Source organism: Streptomyces sp. NPDC037301 (genome assembly GCF_055602785.1).
In genome coordinates this window covers 32,798-50,312 of record NZ_JBVJWD010000007.1, presented here as the reverse complement: position 1 = coordinate 50,312, position 17,515 = coordinate 32,798, and the positions used below count along the sequence as shown (strand labels likewise).

12 protein-coding genes and 1 pseudogene are annotated in these 17,515 nt (G+C 68.3%); 10 read left to right on the top strand and 3 right to left on the bottom strand.

What is annotated here, in order from left to right; all coding sequences use genetic code 11:
- Window positions 1–95 precede the first annotated feature (95 nt).
- Genes ACZ7IB_RS14065 through ACZ7IB_RS14055 form a run of 3 tightly spaced genes read left to right on the top strand, consistent with a single transcriptional unit; the run spans window position 96 to window position 3,057 of the window.
- On the top strand, window positions 96–1,490 hold the full coding sequence (locus ACZ7IB_RS14065; protein WP_470912599.1) for an NAD(P)/FAD-dependent oxidoreductase: 1,395 nt from the start codon (window positions 96–98) through the stop codon (window positions 1,488–1,490).
- Window positions 1,491–1,542: 52 nt separating this feature from the next.
- Entirely contained in the window at window positions 1,543–1,677 is a 135-nt protein-coding gene (locus tag ACZ7IB_RS14060; protein WP_470912597.1) for a hypothetical protein, read from the top strand.
- A gap of 24 nt (window positions 1,678–1,701) precedes the next feature.
- Window positions 1,702–3,057: a carboxylesterase/lipase family protein gene (locus ACZ7IB_RS14055; protein ID WP_470912594.1), complete on the top strand. Its 1,356-nt coding sequence runs from the start codon at window positions 1,702–1,704 to the stop codon at window positions 3,055–3,057.
- A gap of 32 nt (window positions 3,058–3,089) precedes the next feature.
- Here ACZ7IB_RS14055 and ACZ7IB_RS14050 read toward each other — a convergent pair.
- A pseudogene (locus ACZ7IB_RS14050) lies at window positions 3,090–3,451 on the bottom strand (3-carboxy-cis,cis-muconate cycloisomerase); the annotation flags it as partial.
- Between the two features lie 263 nt (window positions 3,452–3,714).
- Between ACZ7IB_RS14050 and ACZ7IB_RS14045 the strand changes: the two are divergent.
- The 5 genes from ACZ7IB_RS14045 to ACZ7IB_RS14025 all read left to right on the top strand — a co-directional run bounded on the left by ACZ7IB_RS14045 (window position 3,715) and on the right by ACZ7IB_RS14025 (window position 11,928).
- Window positions 3,715–4,743, top strand: a complete 1,029-nt coding sequence (locus ACZ7IB_RS14045) for a helix-turn-helix domain-containing protein (RefSeq protein WP_470912591.1) — start codon at window positions 3,715–3,717, stop codon at window positions 4,741–4,743.
- Window positions 4,744–5,155: 412 nt separating this feature from the next.
- A complete protein-coding gene (locus ACZ7IB_RS14040; RefSeq protein ID WP_470912589.1) occupies window positions 5,156–8,545 on the top strand; it encodes a S8 family serine peptidase in 3,390 nt (1,129 codons plus the stop codon).
- Between the two features lie 439 nt (window positions 8,546–8,984).
- Window positions 8,985–9,515: a hypothetical protein gene (locus ACZ7IB_RS14035; protein WP_470912587.1), complete on the top strand. Its 531-nt coding sequence runs from the start codon at window positions 8,985–8,987 to the stop codon at window positions 9,513–9,515.
- A gap of 45 nt (window positions 9,516–9,560) precedes the next feature.
- The gene (locus ACZ7IB_RS14030; RefSeq protein WP_470912585.1) at window positions 9,561–10,574 is read left to right on the top strand and encodes a hypothetical protein; all 1,014 of its coding nucleotides are present in this window, start codon (window positions 9,561–9,563) and stop codon (window positions 10,572–10,574) included.
- Between the two features lie 19 nt (window positions 10,575–10,593).
- Window positions 10,594–11,928 (top strand): Dyp-type peroxidase, encoded by a 1,335-nt coding sequence (locus ACZ7IB_RS14025; RefSeq protein ID WP_470912583.1) that lies wholly within the window; start codon window positions 10,594–10,596, stop codon window positions 11,926–11,928.
- Between the two features lie 82 nt (window positions 11,929–12,010).
- On the opposite strand, the gene ACZ7IB_RS14020 is transcribed toward ACZ7IB_RS14025, so the two are convergent.
- Window positions 12,011–13,516, bottom strand: a complete 1,506-nt coding sequence (locus ACZ7IB_RS14020) for a long-chain-fatty-acid--CoA ligase (protein ID WP_470912581.1) — start codon at window positions 13,514–13,516, stop codon at window positions 12,011–12,013.
- Window positions 13,517–13,547: 31 nt separating this feature from the next.
- On the bottom strand, window positions 13,548–14,633 hold the full coding sequence (locus ACZ7IB_RS14015; protein WP_470912579.1) for a TauD/TfdA family dioxygenase: 1,086 nt from the start codon (window positions 14,631–14,633) through the stop codon (window positions 13,548–13,550).
- 365 nt (window positions 14,634–14,998) lie between these two features.
- Between ACZ7IB_RS14015 and ACZ7IB_RS14010 the strand changes: the two genes are divergently transcribed.
- Both ACZ7IB_RS14010 and ACZ7IB_RS14005 read left to right on the top strand, forming a co-directional pair.
- Window positions 14,999–16,021, top strand: coding sequence for an AraC family transcriptional regulator (locus ACZ7IB_RS14010; RefSeq protein ID WP_470912577.1), 1,023 nt, complete (start codon window positions 14,999–15,001; stop codon window positions 16,019–16,021).
- Between the two features lie 384 nt (window positions 16,022–16,405).
- Window positions 16,406–17,464 carry a beta-keto acid cleavage family enzyme gene (locus ACZ7IB_RS14005; RefSeq protein ID WP_470912575.1) on the top strand — a complete coding sequence of 353 codons (1,059 nt, stop codon included), beginning with the start codon at window positions 16,406–16,408 and terminating at the stop codon, window positions 17,462–17,464.
- Window positions 17,465–17,515: the final 51 nt, after the last annotated feature.

Here is a 17,515-nt window from a genome sequence, read left to right as displayed (position 1 = left end):
GGTCTTACGACAACACCGTTGACGTTATAACCCCGAAACTGTCTGATGGCGGCACTTCGGAGGCACGTTCCTCCGTATTCCGAAGGAGCCGCCTCATGGACCCCCTCATCTCGCTCCGGGACGCCGAACCGATCCCCTTCTGGCTGGACGACCCCGACCGGCCCCACGCAGCCCGCGCTCTCGTCGGGGCTGCCCGCTGCGACCTGCTCGTGGTCGGCGGCGGATACAGCGGACTATGGACCGCACTGATCGCCAAGGAACGCGACCCGTCCGCCGACGTGGTGCTGATCGAGGCGCAGGAAGTGGGTGGAGCGGCTTCGGGCCGCAACGGCGGATTCTGCGAAGCCAGCCTCACCCACGGCCTCAACAACGGACTGCAGCGCTGGCCGAACGAGATCGGCCTGCTGGAGCAGTTGGGCCGCGAGAACCTCCAGGCCATCGAGGACACGATCGAGCGGCACGGGATCGACTGCGCCTGGGAACGCACCGGCTCTCTCGTCGTGGCCACCGAGCCCTATCAGGTCGCCGGCCTGACGGAGGAGGCCGAGAGCGCCGCCCGGTACGGCGGCCGCCCGGTCCTCCTCGACGCCGACGCCGTACGGGCCGAGATCGACTCACCCACTTTCCTCGGCGGCCTCTGGAACAAGGACGACGTCGCCATGGTCAACCCGGCCAGGCTGGCCTGGGGCCTGAAGCAGGCGTGTCTGAACCTCGGAGTGCGCATCCACGAGCACACTCCCGCGACGGAGCTCACCGAGGCCGGCTCCGGAATCGCCGTCCGCACCCCCTACGGCCGCATCGACGCCGCGCGCGTGGCGCTCGCCACCAACGCCTACCCCTCCCTGGTCCGCCGCCACCGCCCGTACACCGTGCCCGTGTACGACTACGCCCTGATGACGGAACCACTGACCGACGCCCAGCTGGCTTCCGTCGGCTGGCGCAACCGACAGGGATTCGCGGACAGTGCCAATCAGTTCCACTACGTACGCCTGTCCGCGGACAACCGCGTCCTTTGGGGCGGGTACGACGCCGTCTACCGCTACCGAGGCCGTGTCAGCGCCGAGCGCGACCAGCGGCCGGAGACCTTCGCCACCCTCGCCCGGCACTTCTTCCGGACCTTCCCGCAACTGGAAGGGGTCCGCTTCACGCACGCGTGGGGCGGCGCCATCGACACCAGCACCCGCTTCTGCGTGTTCTTCGACACGAGTCACCGCGGGAAGGTCGCTTACGCCGCCGGCTACACCGGCCTCGGCGTCGGTGCCACGCGCTTCGGCGCGGAGGTCATGCTCGACCTGCTCGCAGGCGACCGCACCCGGCGCACCGCGCTGGAGATGGTCCGGCGCAAGCCTCTGCCCTTCCCGCCGGAGCCGGTCCGCTCCATGGGAATCAACATCACCAAGTGGTCCCTCGCCCGCGCGGACGAGAACGCCGGCCGGCGCAACCTCTGGCTCAAGGCCCTGGACCGCTTCGGTCTCGGCTTCGACAGCTGACACCGGACGCGGCTGCTGCCAGGAGCGGCCCGACGATGCCTGCAGTGAGTCCGTGAGGGAGGCCGACGCCACGGCGCTGTTCCACGATGGGTGTACCGGCGTCGCATCCGTCACCGCCGACCGCATGGCCGAGGACGGCCTGGCGCGTACCCGCCACTACATCGAGCGCGAGGCGCCCCGCCACTGACCGACACCATCAGAGAGGCCCCGCATGACGGAAGACATCATCCGTACCAGCCACGGACCGGTGCGTGGCGAACGGACCGAGACAGGCGTCCGCTTCCTCGGCATTCCCTACGCCCGGCCGCCGATCGGACCGCTCCGCTTCGCCGCGCCCGTCCCCCCGGAGCCGTGGGCCGAGGTCCTCGACGCCCGCGTGTACGGACCCACCGCGCAGCGCCGTCCGTTCGCCGAGGCAACCACCATCCCCGAGCCCTGCGTTCCCGGCGAATCCACCCTGAACCTCAATGTGTTCACCCCGGCCCGCGCCGCCGGGCAGACCGGCCTCCCCGTCCTGGTGTGGATCCACGGCGGCGGCTTCGTCGCGGGCTGCTCGGCCAGCCCCTGGTACGACGGCGCCGCCTTCAACCGCGACGGAGTGGTCCTGGTATCACTGGGCTACCGGCTCGGCATCGAGGGCTTCCTGCACGTGGAGGACTCGCCCGACAACCGCGGGGTGCTCGACTGGATCGCTGCCCTGCGGTGGGTACGGGAGAACATCGCCGCCTTCGGTGGGGACCCGGACAAGGTGACCGTCGCCGGACAGTCGGCAGGCGGCGGCGCGGTCCAGACACTCCTGGCCACGCCGGCCGCGGCGGGCCTGTTCCGGGCAGCGATCTCGGCTTCGGGCGCGGTCATGCGACCGCAGGGCCCCGAGCTCGCGGCGACCGTCTCGGAGCTCTTCACCGCACGCACCGGGATGCCCGTCACGGCCGCGGTGCTCCAGAGCCTGACGGACGAGGAGATCCTGGCCCTCCAGGACGCGCTGAACGCCCCCGGTCCCGATCGCGATGCCCTCCCGATGCTGGTCCTCGCCCCCTTCGCTGACGGAGCGCTGATCCCCGAACCCGTACCGGACGCACTCATCGCCGGCGTGGCGGGCCAGGACATTCCGCTGATGATCGGCTGCACCGCGCACGAGTTCAACGCAGTCGCGGAGGGAGAGGCTGGTCAGGCCCTCACCGACCAGATCTTCCGTGCACCTGCCCTTGCCCTCGCCGAGTCCCGGGCGAGCCGCGCTCTCCCCACGTGGCTCTACCAGTTCGATTGGACCGCGACCGCACCCGCGTTCGAGGGCCTGGCCCACCACTGCGCCGACCTTCCCTTTGCCTTCGACCTTCTGGGCGCCGAAGGGGTCGACAAGGCGTTGGGGGAGGCGCCCCCGCAGCAGCTCGCCGACGCCGTGCACGCGGCCTGGGTCGGCTTCGTCCGCGACCTCGACCCCGGCGCGGCCTGGCCCGCCTACTCCACCGAGCGGCGCGAGACCCGAATCTGGAATACCGAGTCCCGTACGGAGCGCGACCCGCTCCGCTCCGTACGGGAGACCTGGCTGGGTGCGGAGACCTGACCACGGTCACCGCGCCCCGTCGCTACCGGCCCGGCGTGCTGGGCCCGATCGAGGTCGGTGAGGACCAGTGCGAGGGGCGTGCGGCCACGGGCATCGTTGCGGTGTCCATGATGTCCTGCTTGGTCGCGCCCCGGTGGACGCAGGGGCCGTACCCCCGTGGCACGGCGGCCGTGAGGTCAGCGACCAGAGGGATGACGGGGTTGCCGCCGCGCGCCCGCAGGGCGAGATCCTTCAGGTCGAAGCGGGGGGTGTCGGCGGCCTCCGTGACTGCGCGGGCGTCCGCCTCCGGGGCGAGGCCGGCGCATGCCTGGGCGCAGGTGAGAGCGTCCTTGGCGTCGAGCAGCGCCTGGAGGAAGGCGGGGTCGGACGTCGCGGCCTCGGAGGGGGAGCCGGCCCGCCTTGTCGGTGATCAGTATGAGTCCGGGGCGGTCGGTGCCAGGTGGGATTCGCGGGCGAGGAGCGCCATCAGGACCTCGCGCACGTCGGCTTTCGAGCAGGCCAGAGCCCGGGTGATCGGCATCCTGGCCGGGGTATCGACCAGGCAATCTGCCAATGGCGGCAATCTGACAGAGAGATAGGATTCGCCTGAGAAGAATCCGCTCGGTGCACGCGAGCTGCGCCAGGGCCGGACACGGTGGCCGCCCGAGGAGGAGCCGGATGCTGCAGGCGCTGGGATTGGGCCCGGACGAAGAGGCCATCTACACGGCACTGCTGGCCCACCCGACAGCCTCCGCGCAGGACCTCGCCCGGCAGACCGGACTCGAGATGGCCGAGAGCGTGCGCATCCTGCTCGACCTCGCGGCGCGCGGCCTGGTGGCCGTCGCCACCGAGGCCGGGAGTGGGGCACCAGACTCGGCCGATTGCGAGGCCGGCCTCCAGCCTGCCCGCTACCGGCTCACACCGCCCTCGGTGGCCCTGGCCCCGCTTCTAGTCGAGCAGCGCAACGCACTGCACCAGGCCGAGACGGCGTTCTCGATGCTGACCGAGCAGTACCGCACTACCGCCGCACACACTGCGGGCGGTGTCGTGGAGGTGGTCGTCGGCGTGGAGCAGGTCGCACACCGGTTCCACCAACTGCAGCGCGGCGCACAGCGGGAGTTGCTTGTCTTCCTCGTCGGCGAGCCTATCGCGGTGCCGCGCGAGGATACCGACACGTCGGAGAGTTCCGCGCTGGACCGCGGGGTCGACTTCCGGGTCGTGGCTGCCAAGAACTACCTCGACGGTCACGACGTTGTGCGGGACGTGCGGGCGGCCGTCACGGCAGGCCTCGAGCTTCGCCTCGTCGATTCGCTGCCGCTGAAGATGGTTGTGTCGGACCGGGAGCGCGCCATGGTGCCACTGGACACGGCGGACTCCGGCGGTGAGCCGAGCGCAATCGTGGTGCACCACAGCGGCCTGCTGACGGCCCTGGTCCATCTCTTCGAGAAGGAATGGGCCCAGGCCCGGCCGATGTTTGCCACTACCTCGGGTGTGCACGAGGAGTCGGCAGTCGATCAGCAGCCGACCGAGGAGGAACTGGAGGTCCTCGCCCTGCTGCTGGCAGGGATCTCCGACCGGCGGGCGGCATCGCAACTCGGTCTCTCCATACGCACCGTGGAGCGGCGGATACGCCGTCTGATGGACCTTGCCGGAGTGGAGTCGCGCCTGCAACTCGGATGGCACGCTGCACGTACGGGCTGGCTTTGACCTCCTCTTCGGCCTGCGAGCCGTGGACTTTCTATCTGTTGGTGGTCCCCCTGCGAGGGCGGCCGCCAACTCCTGGCGGGTTCCCGCTTCACCGCTGGCGGGCCCGTGAACCGGGCTGGAGACATCTACCGGAGCGGCGGCACGCGCACCCACGCCGACAGATACCTGACCGAGTCCCTGTCGGCTCTCGACGGCTCAGGGGATGAGGGACGAGGGCGAGCGTCGGCCCGGCGAGGTGTACCCCCACCTGCCGGACCCGAAGATTCACCGAGCTGACGAACCAATTGACTTGACCGCGTGACGGAATACCGCCACGTGGGAAACCCGTCACGCACGGCAACCCTATGTGATCCGTATGTCTGCCAGGATGCAGCCGCAGCATGGCATGTTCACGGTTCAAGTAGGGAGACTCATGCATCCCATAGCGCGTATAGCCTTGGGCGCGGCGACCGCCGCCGTCCTGGCTGTCACTGCGGTAGCGCCTTCCGGGGCGGCGGATACGCCGTCTGACGGTGCCTCGGGAAAGAGACCCGTCATCGGCAGCGGGGCCGCAGGAAAGGGTGGCAAGCAGGTCGCGGTCACGCTCATCACCGGCGACAAGGTCCTGGTGACCACGGACACGTCGGGCCGCAGCTCGGCGGCCGTGCTGCCCCGCGAGGACGGCACACAGCCGATTGTGCAGACCTTTCAGATGGGCAAGGACCTCTACGTCTACCCGGAGGATGCCTCCCGGGCGATCGCCGAGGGCAAGGTCGACGAGCAGCTGTTCAACGTCACTGGGCTGATCCGCCAGGGATACGACGACACACACACCGACACGCTGCCGCTCATCGCCACCTACCGGAACAGTGTGAACGTTGCCGACAGCGCGCCGGCGGCCCCGCGTGGGGCCGAGCGGGGCCTGCGCCTCCCGGCTGTGGACGGCGTCGCGCTCAAGGCCGGCAAGGACACTGCCGCCACCTTCTGGCAGGACGTCACCAACACCCGCTCACGTTCTGCCTCCACGTTGAAGAAGCTGTGGCTGGACAGCAAGGTCAAGGCCACGCTGGACCGGTCCACCAAGCAGGTGCACGCGCCGGAGGCCTGGGCCGAGGGCTACGACGGCAAGGGCACCAAGGTCGCCGTGCTGGACACGGGTGTGGACGCCGGGCACCCGGACCTGGTGAGCCGGGTCGCCGCGTCCAAGAACTTCACAGACTCCAACAGCACCAACGACCGGCAGGGTCACGGCACCCACACCGCCTCCACGGTCGGCGGTTCCGGAGCGGCCAGTGACGGCCGCAAGAAGGGCGTCGCCCCCGGGACCGACCTGCTCATCGGCAAGGTCCTCAACGACAGCGGCTCCGGCGCAAGCTCCTGGATCATCGCGGGTATGCAGTGGGCCGTCGACCAGCAGGCCGATGTCGTCTCCATGAGCCTGGGCAACCCCGCGATCGGCGACTGCACCGACCCGCTGGCCGAGGCCGCGAAGCAGCTCTCGCAGAACACGCACACCCTGTTCGTCGTCGCCGCCGGCAACGCCGGCTCGGGCATCGAGACCGTCTCCTCGCCCGGCTGCGCGCCCGGCGTGCTGACCGTCGGCGCTGTCGACCGTGACGACACCACCGCGTGGTTCTCCAGCCGCGGTCCGGTGGCTGTCACCCACACCCTCAAGCCCGAGATCGCTGCCCCCGGCGTCGACATCTCGGCGGCCAACGCGGGCGGACGCGGCGTCTACGCCTACCAGACGATGTCGGGCACCTCCATGGCGACCCCGCACGTCGCAGGCGCAGCGGCCATCGTCCGCCAGGCCCACCCGGACTGGACCGCGCAGCAGATCAAGGCTGCCCTCGTCTCCTCCGCCCGCACCGACGGCAAGGTCGCCGGCGCCGACCAGACCGGGGCCGGCGTCCTCGACGTGGCCGCGGCGGTGCACCAGAAGGTTCTCTCCGCGCCCGCCGTCCAGGGCGGCAGTTACAACTGGCCGCAGGACACCTCGGACCGCACCACCGTGCAGGTGCCCTTCACCAACACCAGCTCAGGCGACCTCGCCCTGAGTCTCAAGGTCAGCGGTGTGCGCGGCAACGACGGCAGCGACGTCAACTCCGGCGTCATCAAGCTGGAGCAGGGCAAGGTGACCGTTCCCGCGGGGGCCACCGTCCAGGTGCCGGTGCGGATCGACCCCACCGCCCATCTCAAGGCCGCCCAGTACGGTGCCGTCACCGGCCGGATCATGGCCACCGGCAGCAAGGCGCACGTCTCCGTGCCGGTCACGCTCTACGTCCAGCCCGAAACGGTCACCCTCCGGGTCGAGGTCATCGACCGCAACGGCAAGCCCGCGACCGGCGCCTCCTCCCTGGACCTGGTCAGCCTCGACACCGACAAGGGCGAGCGCCGCAGCAACCAGGGCGCGACCGAGCAGACGTACAGCGTGCGCCCGGGCGACTACGCCCTCGCCGCCTTCGTGGCCACCTACGATGCGAACAACGCAGCCGAATCCATCGGCTACCTCGGGCGCCCGCAGCTGCGGATCACCCGTGACACCACCGTCGTCCTCGACGCTCGCAAGGCCCACCGGCTGAGCCTGCACACCGACCGGCCCTCGAAGGTGAACAACACCACGTTCAGCTACGCCCGCACGTGGGACGACACCTGGCAGATATCCGGATCGCTCATGGCCGGCAACACCGTCCAGAAGTTCTACGCGGACGTCGACGGACGTGCCGAGAACGGCACCTTCGAGTTCCGGCCCACCTGGCGCGCGACCGGCTCCGAGAACGGCTCGCCCTACGTCTACAACCTGTCGTTCCCGACCCGGGGTCCGCTGCGGTCCGACCAGGTCTACAAGCCCAAGGACTCCAAGCTGGCCCAGGTCACCGAAACGTGGAACGCCATGGGCAAGGAGGCCGACTACATCGACGCGATGTTCATCCGCCCCACCGGTAGCAGCGGCGCCTACGTCCCCGTGAGCCCGTTCGGCACGGTCCACGTGCCCGGCACTCGCACCGCCTACTACACGACCGGCGACGACGCCTGGTACCACGGCGCGATGACCAGCTTCCCGTTTGCCGCGTTCATGAACGACCAAGAGCGCACCTACCGGGCCGGAGAGCGGCGTGCCGAGGAGTGGTACGGCGGCCCTCTGCGGCCGGCCGCGCCGCGCGACGCCGACGGCAAGCTGATGCTGACCGCCGAGCGGCAGGGCGATCTGATCGGCTTCCAGAACGCGCTCTGGCTCGACGCCTCCGGCGACCACTGGTCCTACGGCGGGTCGTTCGGCGACCTCGGTAACCTGGTGCTGAAGCGCAACGGTGAGCAGATCGCCACCAGCACCTATCCGTACGACGCGTTCGAGGTTCCGGCTGAGGACTCCGCGTACGAACTCACCCAGAACCTGTCCAAGATCGACACCTCGGACCGGAACTGGCTGCGCTCCACCGCTGTCACCACCACCTGGAGCTTCCGCTCCCACCTGGAGCCGGACGTCTACTCCCGCGGCCTGCCGATTCTCTTCCCGGCGTACGACCTGCCGGTGGACGGTACGAACACGCTGCCCGCGCAGAGCGGCATCAAGGTCGGCCTGTCGGCCGAGGGCCACGCCGGGTACACCCCGGGCACGATCACAGCGGCCTCCATGTCCTACTCCTACGACGGCGGCACCACCTGGACCCAGGCGCCGACCGAGCAGCAGGACGGCAAGTGGACGGCCGTCCTCGACCACACCGGCGCCGCCGGCAAGCAGGTCACGCTGAAGGCCACCCTCACCGACTCCAACGGCAACGCGGTCACCCAGACCATCACCCGCGCCTACGACGTCCGGTAGCCACACAGTCCGGCCGGGCGGTCTCCCGCAACAGGGGGCCCGCTCGGCCGCCCACCTGCTGCCCCACCCGTGATTATCAGGGCGTACCGCAACCGTGCTCGAGGTGACGAGGCGTCAAAGTTGCCTCAGGCAGGGCGAAGCCCGGTTGACCGGGGGGCAGGGCGGGCAGTGAGCCATCGCCGAGAGCCGCCGCCAAGTTGAGGCCGTCGCGCATTGGCCGCAGTCTGGCACATGGTCAACACCGGGCGGTCATCCGCAGATTCCGCCGGCCGATCGCCTCGACGACCATGGATCCCAGCCTTCTCTTCGGCATGCTTCGGCCAGGCTGCCGACGGTGTTGCCCGCACTCGCGGCCGTACTGCTCACGAGGCGGATGGGCGTGCTGCGTGGGACAATCGGAGAGATTGTTCCCGGCCGGCAGGTTGCGGGAGGAGCAGACATGGAGATCAAGCCGCAGGCGGCGGTCATCCCCAAGATCGACCGGCTCGAGCAGGGGAAATACGGGCCCGTCTTTCCGAAGACGCCGGCGTGTTATGGGTTCACCATCGTCGCGAAGGTCAAGCCGGGCCGGGCCGACGCAATGCGTGCCTACGGCAACACTCTGGCCAAGGCTTTGGAGGAAGACCCCTATCTCCTGGCGCCACTGAAGTTGCACTACCTGCGCTGGGTGCTCTTCGACGACGACACGCGCTTCATGTATCAGGGGATCTTCGATACCGACTTCGACAAGTACACCGAGGACGCCATCGCGCTTTTCGGCAAAGCCGGGGTGAACACGGCCTTCGAGAACCTCGAAGGATTCCCCGAGGACTGGCGGACCAACCCTGAGGCGTTCGTCAGGTTCGTGCGCGAACACCACTGTCCGAGCTTCATCGAGTACGGGGAGTACCCGTACGTGTCCGCTGACGAGGTCAAGAAGGCCCTGCGGATCAAGAGTGCCCTGTCGGAGATGCTCGACCAGTTGCAGTGAGAGCGGGCTGTCGTTGCGCTTGTCACATTGCGGATCGGAGACGAGATGAGCGAGGTCAGGACCGCGCGCACCTACAACCAGAACCACAACCCGCGCGAATACACCCCTGGTCGGCGACGGGTGAGCATCTACGTCTCGTGGAGCTATCCGGCCGAAGCGGGCAGAAATCCGGCTGAGCTGGACAACCGGTTCTCCACGATGACGGAGGTCAGGCGGGTGGCGTGGCCTGCCTACGAGGATCCGAAGTGGTCCGACCCGTTGTATTTCCAGCAGGGCATCGCCGGCTCACTGGAATTGTTCTTCTGGGCCTGGGTGCCGTTCCAGCAGTTCGTCGAGGAGGTCACCGGGCACCCCGTTCCGGTGTATCAGCGCATCGACCAGGCCGGGTTCCGGACCCCGCTCGACGAGCGCGTACTGGCCGACACCGACACTCTCTTCGTGTTCGGGCTGGACCACATGGTCACCGGGCAGGAGGCCAAGCCCGAGGAGGTTGAGGCACTGCGGGCCTTCCTCGGCCGGGAGGACGCCCGTCTGGTCCTGGGGCCTCACCATGACGTCGGGGCATCGGACGATCTGGCCGTTCGGGACGTGGAGTACCACCATCACGGCGATCTCTTGGTCCCCCGCCAGCAGCGATTCGCCACCTACGTCCGGGACTTGATGCAGGGCCTCGCGGTGCCGGTCGAGAACCGCTACGGACTGCGCCCCGCGGTGCGGGAGAAGAACAAGATCGCCCCGCTCTCCACGGTGAGGGACCTGGACGCGAAAGGGTGGCTGGAAGGGGTGACGAACTTCAACTTCCATATGCACCTGCCGCACTACGCCGTGACGACCGACGAGCCGGATGTCATCCACGTGCTGGCCAGGCAGCCGATCGACACCTCCAGGCCGCATCCGTTCACCGAGGCCGGCAACACCGAGTTCAACATGTTCCTGTGGATGCCTCCGAGCGGTGAGCGGGCCGGCGATGTGCTGCTGGCGGACTCCACGATCTTCAGTTCGCTGTTCGGAGGCGACGAGAGTCTCAGGAACTTCTGGCGGAACCTCGTCTCGAAGTAGTGCTGCAGGGAGGTGGACCGTGAGCGGACCTACGCAAGTCGCGTTGGAACTCGACGACATTCAGCGCGGGGTTCTCAGCCCTCGGCCGACTCCCTACGCGGCGACCTACGTGGTGTTCCGCGTCGATGACCGGGCGGCCGGGCGGGAGCTGATGCGGCGCGCGAGCGCGGTGGTGACCTCCGCCGCCGACTCGGTCAGTCCCCGGGGGGACACCTGGATCAGTGTCGCGGTCTCCTGTCACGGCCTGGAGGCCCTGGGTGTGCCGCGCGCATCACTGGACACGTTCGCCTGGGAGTTCCGGCAGGGGATGGCCGCCCGGGCCAGAACGCTGGGCGATGCCGGCGAGAGCAGCCCCGAGAACTGGGAAGCGCCACTGGGCACGCCGGACATCCATGTGGTGCTCACGGCGGTCGCGCCTGACACCCCGCGGTTGGAGGCGGCCCTCGACCGGGCCCGCCCCGCGTACGACCACCTTTCCGGTGTGACCGCGATCTGGCGACAGGACTGTTACGCGCTGCCCACCGAGACCGAGCATTTCGGGTATCGCGACGGCATCAGCCATCCAGCCGTCGAAGGAAGCGGCATCGCCGGGTCGAACCGGCTGGAAGTGCCATTGAAGGCCGGGGAGTTCGTGCTCGGCTACCGGGACGAGATCGGCGGTCTCCAGACCCCGCAGCCGGACGTGCTGGGGCGCAACGGCAGCTACGCGGTCTTCCGCAAGCTCCACCAGGACGTCGCCGCGTTCCGGCGCTATCTGCGGGACAACGCCACTTCTCCCGAAGACGAGGAACTGCTCGCGGCCAAGATCATGGGACGCTGGCGCAGCGGAGCCCCTCTCGCGCTCAGTCCGCAACACGACGACCCCGCTCTCGGTGCCGACCAGCACCGCCACAACGCCTTCCTGTACGAGCGGGACGATCCGGCGGGATTCATCACGCCTGGTGGCTGCCACATCCGCCGGGCCAACCCCCGCGACGCCTCGGTGGCGGGCGAAGTGCGACTGCACCGCATGATCAGACGCGGAGCCGCCTATGGACCGCCACTGCCCGAGGGGGTCCTGGAGGACGACGGTGCCGACCGCGGCCTGATGTTCGCGTTCGTCGGAGCCCACCTCGGGCGGCAGTTCGAGTTCGTTCAGTCGGAATGGATGAACGACGGCGTCTTCTTCGGCGCGGGCAACACCAAAGACCCCGTCACCGGATCCCACGACGGAGTCAGCGTCCTCACCATTCCCCGGCGGCCGCTTCGACGGCGCCTCACCCCACTGCCGCGTTTCGTCGTCACCCGCGGTGGCGAGTACTGCTTCCTGCCGAGCCTGAGCGCCCTGCGCTGGCTCGGGGAACTCCAGAACTGACAGGGCGGCCACGCACGCCGTGGCACCACCGCGCTGCGCACGCAGCGTCTTCCTGCGGTTGCCGCCGGCGAACCAGATCGGTTCAGTCCGTGGACTCCTTCTGCTCGACGACGATCTCCCGCTTGACGATCTTGCCCGTTGCTCCCTTGGGGAGTGCGTCGGTGAATGTGACGATCCGCGGATACTTGTAGGCCGCCACCCGCTGTTTGACATGGTCGCGTATCTCATCGGCCGTGATCCGTGCACCGTCCCGGAGGGTCACGACGGCGGCTATCTCCTCTCCGTAGGTCGCGTGCGGCACGCCGATTACTGCGGCCTCGGCGACGGCCGGGTGTTCGTAGAGCACCTCCTCGATCTCACGTGGGTAGACGTTGTATCCGCCGCGGATGATGAGGTCCTTCTTCCGGTCGACGATGAAGTAGTAGCCGTCCTCGTCGACACGGGCCAGGTCGCCGCTGTGGAACCACCCGTCCCGGATGGCATCCGCGGTCGCGTCCGGACGATTCCAGTAGCCCTTCATCACGTTGTCACCGCGGATCGCGATCTCGCCCACCTCGCCCGGGCCCACCGAGGTGCCGTCGTCCGCCACGACCTTGAGCTCGACCCCGCGGATCGGGAGGCCGATCGAGCCGGCCTTGCGTGGCCTGTCCGGGGGGTTGAACGACGCGACGGGCGAAGTCTCCGACAGCCCATAGCCCTCCAGCACCGTGATGCCGAATGCCCGTTCGAAGTCGTGCAGTACCTCGACCGGCAAGGAAGCACCGCCGGAAACGGCCAGGCGCAGCCGTGAGAGGTCGTAGCCGTCGGGGATCTCGGTGTGGAGCAGGGCTGTGTACATCGTGGGGACGCCCAGGAAGATGGTGGCCCCGTCGTGATGCATGATCTCCAGCGCCTTGGCCGGCTCGAACCGCGGTAGCAAGGTCAACGTGGCGCCCGCGGCGACGGCAGTGTTGAGAGCGCAGGTCTGCCCGAAGGCGTGGAACAGCGGCAGGCCCCCGAACAGTACGTCGCCCGGCCCGACGTGGAGCAGCGTCTCGGTCGCGGTGGCCGCGTTGGTCATCAGGTTGCGGTGGGTCAGCTCGGAGCCCTTCGGGGTTCCTGTCGTGCCCGATGTGTAGAGGATCACGGCAGTGTCGTCCTCTGCCCGGTCGGCGACGTGGGGCATCGGTTCGGTGGCCCGCACTTGGGTGTCGAACGCCGTCGAGTCGGTGACCAGGCAGTCGGCCCCGACTTCCGCCGCGGCCGTTGCGACCTGGTCCGCGCACCGCGGGAGTGTCACTACGATCCGCGATCCGGAATCCCGGAGAGTGAAGGCTATTTCACGGGCCTTCAACAGCGGATTCATCGGTACCACCACGCCACCGCACCGGAGGATGCCGTAGTACGCGACCGGGAAACAGGTGACGTTGGGCATGACCAACGCGACGCGGTCGCCCGGCCGGACGCCCTTGGTCTGCAGCAGTGTGGCGAACCGGGCGCTCGTGTCGTTCAGTTGGGCATAGGTGAGGGCGATCTCATCCTGGCGAACGGCGACGCGGCCGCCGTCGGCCCGGGCGGATTCGGTCAGGAGCGTGGCGAGGTTGTTCATTCGGTTTCCTCTTCGATCTGGGTGGCGGCGTTCACCGTTGGTGCCGGCAGCCGCCGAGGCCCACGGAGTTCTGTGTCGCGATGACGTCGCGGGGGGCAACCCCGCCGCGGTCGGGACCGCCGCCGGTGCTGTGCGGATCTCCCCAGAAGTCGGGCGGCAGGCCGCGTCCCTTCCGTACGGTCAGCCACAGCCGCAGGACGTGGCGCTTCAGTTCGGGCTCGGCGAAGTCCTCATATTCCGTGCGGGAATGAAGAACCGCATGGTTGTTGATGAACAGCAGGTCGCCGACCTCGAAGTCGACCTCGAGCCGGAGTTCCGGTGACCCTGCAAGTGCGTCGACGAGGTCGAACAGTTCCACGTCCGTCGGCTCCAAGCGGGGAATGCCAGGAAAGCGCTGAGCGGATTCGAGGTAGCAGCGGTTGTAGCGCATGCTGAGCTTGCCCCCGCTCCAGGACACGAGCGGGACCGCGGCATACGGGCACTCGCCGGGGGCTTGCTCCTCCCGCCGGTCGAGGAAATGTGTGCGATACAGTCGCTCGAGCAGATCCGGCCGCCGTGCCAGGACGGCGTTGTAGACCGCTGCCGAGCTGACGACGGCGGTCCGTGCGCCGGAGCGGGCCGCTCGCAGGCACAGCAGCCCGAGGGCATCGGATCCGTCGGTGTGGAACGGCAACCTCGCTCTGGTCTGGTATCCGCGCGTTCCAGGGTCGGCAAGGCTACGGCCGGTGTCCCGGGCGTGGCCCAGCATGTGGCCTGATGCGTTCTGCGACACCGGAACACCCAGATGCTGACCCACTCCCCAGAAAATGGTGCTTGCCGCCGCCGCGCTGCATCGCTCGACCGGAATGCCTTTGACGAGGACGAACCCGCGTCCGTTCTCCAGTACGCCGGCGATGCGTTCCAGTTCGCCGGCCAGGGTCGGCAGCGGAAAGTCGCCGGCGGTCATCTTCAGCAGTGGAAGGCCCCGCGCACGCACCGCGCGCAGGGCCGCCTCGAGTTCGTTGATCTGCGCCGGCGAGAGCCGCAGGACCCACTCCTCGGAGTCCGCCAGTTCCGGACCCGCCCACACGGCCGGCCCGGTGCAGGGCCGACGCAGCACGTTGATCACGCTTGTCATGGTGACCTCCCTCAGGTCGTACGTCTCTCTTCGGACTCGTGTGCAGCTCATTGCCGGCTGGAACAGGAATCGTGCGTACGACCTCTCGCCTTTCTTTGTGGAATATTTCTGACGGCTTCGGTGCGTGTCATTGCCCCGAATCCATTGATCTGCAGGAAATTCCGTGCCGCCTTTTCAGGGCTGGTCAGCACTTGAACTTTTTTGCGATGGTGCTCTCCGCTGGATTTCCGATCGGCCGGGACGCCGTATCCAGGTGGAGAACCCCACCGCAGTGGTGCAACGCTAGGTCACGACGTGGCCCATGGCTTGACGTGACGTGACATCTCACTTATCACTTGGGGACAAAGCCCCCCTGGAGCGCGCCCATGAAGCCTCTTGTCCGCAATGCAGCGCTGAACAACTATGTCGAGGTCAGCCAGTCGCTGGGCATCGATCCCCGGGCCCTGATGAAGCGCGTGGGCCTGGACCCTGTCGGCCTCGCGGTCCAGGACAGATGGATCCCCGGCACGGCGGTCACCCAGCTGCTCGAACTCTCGGCGGCGGCCTCACGGCGCGGGGACTTCGGCCTGCTCCTGGCCGAGCGACGCAGCTTCTCCAATCTCGGCCCCATCAGTCTGGTGCTGCGCGACGAGCCCGATGTCCGCAGCGCCCTCGAACTTCTCGTCCGCCATGAGCACATGTACAACGAAATGCTCCGCAGCCGGCTCTCCGGGGCGAACGGCCTGGCCACCCTCAAGGTGAGCCTCGAACTGGGTGAGGCCCTGGCCGCCCGCCAGGCCACGGAGCTGGCCGTGGGTGCCTTCCATGGGGTCCTCCGCAGCTTTCTCGGCGCCCGGTGGCAGCCGTTGTCCGTGTGCTTCACGCACGACGCGCCGGCGGATCCCGGCACCCACCGGCGCCTCTTCGGTCCCGTAGTGGAATTCGACCGGGAGTTCAACGGGATCGTCTTCTACGCCAGCGATCTCAAGGCTCCCAACCCCATGTCGGACCCGCTGCTGCGGACCTACGCCCGGCAGTATTTCGAGTCCATCGCGGTCTCGAAGGACACCACCGTGCTGGACCGCGTGCGTGAGCTGATCGAAGTCCTGCTGCCCACCGGGCGCTGTTCGATCGAGCAGGTCGCAGACAGCCTCGGCGTCGACCGAAGGACGATCCACCGGCACCTCGCAGCCTCGGGCGAGACGTTCTCCGCCGTTCTCAACGCCACACGTACCCAGCTCGCGGAGCAACTCGTGGCGAACCCGCGCCGCTCGTTCACGGAGATCTCCGGGCTTCTCGGATTCTCGGCACCGAGTGCTTTCTCGCGCTGGTTCCGCGAGCGGTTCGGCTGCAGCCCGAGGGAGTGGCGGGTCCGCGGTACCAAGCAGCAGCCTTCCGGCGAGGTGTGACCACCAAGGTTTCTGCAGGGGCGTGGAACGGCCGTTCACGCCACATCCCGGCATGACCCTGCCTGGGCCTGGGGACGACGGCCGCGAGGGCAAGGCATGTCCCCAAGCGGCAAGTCTTCTGTCACCTTCGGTCAAGCGCGCGCAGTTAACCCGCCCTTAACGTTGCCTCACCGCAAGGGACATGGCCGACCCCACGAGAACGGGCAGAAACCCTGCCCGCAGCCGAATGTTCCCTCCCGGGCCCGCCGATCGTATCCGAGCCCCCGGCGAGCCCGGGGACCCGTCTGCAACCCTGCGTCCGCTCCTCGCAAGCCCTCCGGGCCTCGCATCGAAGGCAGTGATGCGTGCGGCGAGTGAAGACCTATCCGACAAAGGAGATGGACCATGCACTTCTTCGACGACTCCCTGTATCCGGAGAACCAGGAGAGGCTGGTCATCCAGGCCGCGCCCTACGGGCCGGAGTGGTTGCCCGGTGACGCCGACGACCTGCCGCTCACCATGGACGAGCACGTGCAGGCGGCCGTCGACTGCTACAACGCCGGTGCCACGGTGCTGCACATCCACGTGCGCGAGCTGGACGGCCACGGATCCAAGCGCATCTCCATGTTCAACGAGCTGATGGCCCGCCTGCGCGAGGCCGTGCCGGACATGGTCCTGCAGATCGGCGGGTCGATCTCCTTCGCCCCCGAGGACGAGGGCGGCGACGCCAAGTGGCTCAGCTACGACACTCGTCACATGCTGGCCGAGATCACTCCCAGGCCTGACCAGGTGACGATCGCGATCAATACCAACCAGATGAACATCGTCGAGCTCTTCGACGACGAGGACATCGAGGGCACCTCGATCGCCAAGCCCGGCTACTACAAGGCCTATCGGGACATGGTGGTCGAGGCCGGGCCGGACTTCTACCTCGAGCACCTCAAGCGGCTCCGTGCCAACGGCATCCAGCCGCACTTCCAACTCGCCAACATGGCGCAGCTGGAGACCGTGGAGCGGCTGATCCGCAAGGGCATCTACAGCGGTCCGCTGGTGCTCAACTACGTTGCCATCGGCGGCGGGTTTGCCGGCCGGCACCCGGCCGATCTGATCGAGTTCATCCGCCGTGTCCCGGACGGCGCCGTGCTCACCATCGAGGCATCAATGCGCGCGGTGGCGCCGATGAACGCGATCGGCATCGCCCTCGGCACGCACGTGCGGGTGGGTAACGAGGACAACCTGTGGCGGCACAAGGGCGAGCGGATGTCCTCCGTGGAGCAGGTCGAGCAGATGGTCAAGATCGCCCATGCGCTCGGGCGTGAGATTGCCACCGGGCAGGAGGCGAAGAAGATCTACAAGATCGGCGAATGGTACTCGGACGCCGACGAGACCCTGGACCGGCTCGGCATGGTGCCCAACCGCCGCCCCGGCCGGCGCGGTTCCATGCTGCGCGACCTCAAGAGCTGACTCGACCCCACTGGCGGCGGCCCGGGTTCCTGCCCCGCCGCCGCCCCACAC

Bases quoted from the DNA above. Each gene is read 5' to 3' on its own strand.
- ACZ7IB_RS14055 (WP_470912594.1), top strand. From the start codon at position 1,702: ATGACGGAAGACATCATCCGTACCAGCCACGGACCGGTGCGTGGCGAA.
- ACZ7IB_RS14040 (WP_470912589.1), top strand. From the start codon at position 5,156: ATGCATCCCATAGCGCGTATAGCCTTGGGCGCGGCGACCGCCGCCGTC.
- ACZ7IB_RS14035 (WP_470912587.1), top strand. From the start codon at position 8,985: ATGGAGATCAAGCCGCAGGCGGCGGTCATCCCCAAGATCGACCGGCTC.
- ACZ7IB_RS14030 (WP_470912585.1), top strand. From the start codon at position 9,561: ATGAGCGAGGTCAGGACCGCGCGCACCTACAACCAGAACCACAACCCG.
- ACZ7IB_RS14020 (WP_470912581.1), bottom strand. From the start codon at position 13,516: ATGAACAACCTCGCCACGCTCCTGACCGAATCCGCCCGGGCCGACGGC.
- ACZ7IB_RS14045 (WP_470912591.1), top strand. From the start codon at position 3,715: ATGCTGCAGGCGCTGGGATTGGGCCCGGACGAAGAGGCCATCTACACG.
- ACZ7IB_RS14015 (WP_470912579.1), bottom strand. From the start codon at position 14,633: ATGACAAGCGTGATCAACGTGCTGCGTCGGCCCTGCACCGGGCCGGCC.
- ACZ7IB_RS14005 (WP_470912575.1), top strand. From the start codon at position 16,406: ATGCACTTCTTCGACGACTCCCTGTATCCGGAGAACCAGGAGAGGCTG.
- ACZ7IB_RS14010 (WP_470912577.1), top strand. From the start codon at position 14,999: ATGAAGCCTCTTGTCCGCAATGCAGCGCTGAACAACTATGTCGAGGTC.
- ACZ7IB_RS14065 (WP_470912599.1), top strand. From the start codon at position 96: ATGGACCCCCTCATCTCGCTCCGGGACGCCGAACCGATCCCCTTCTGG.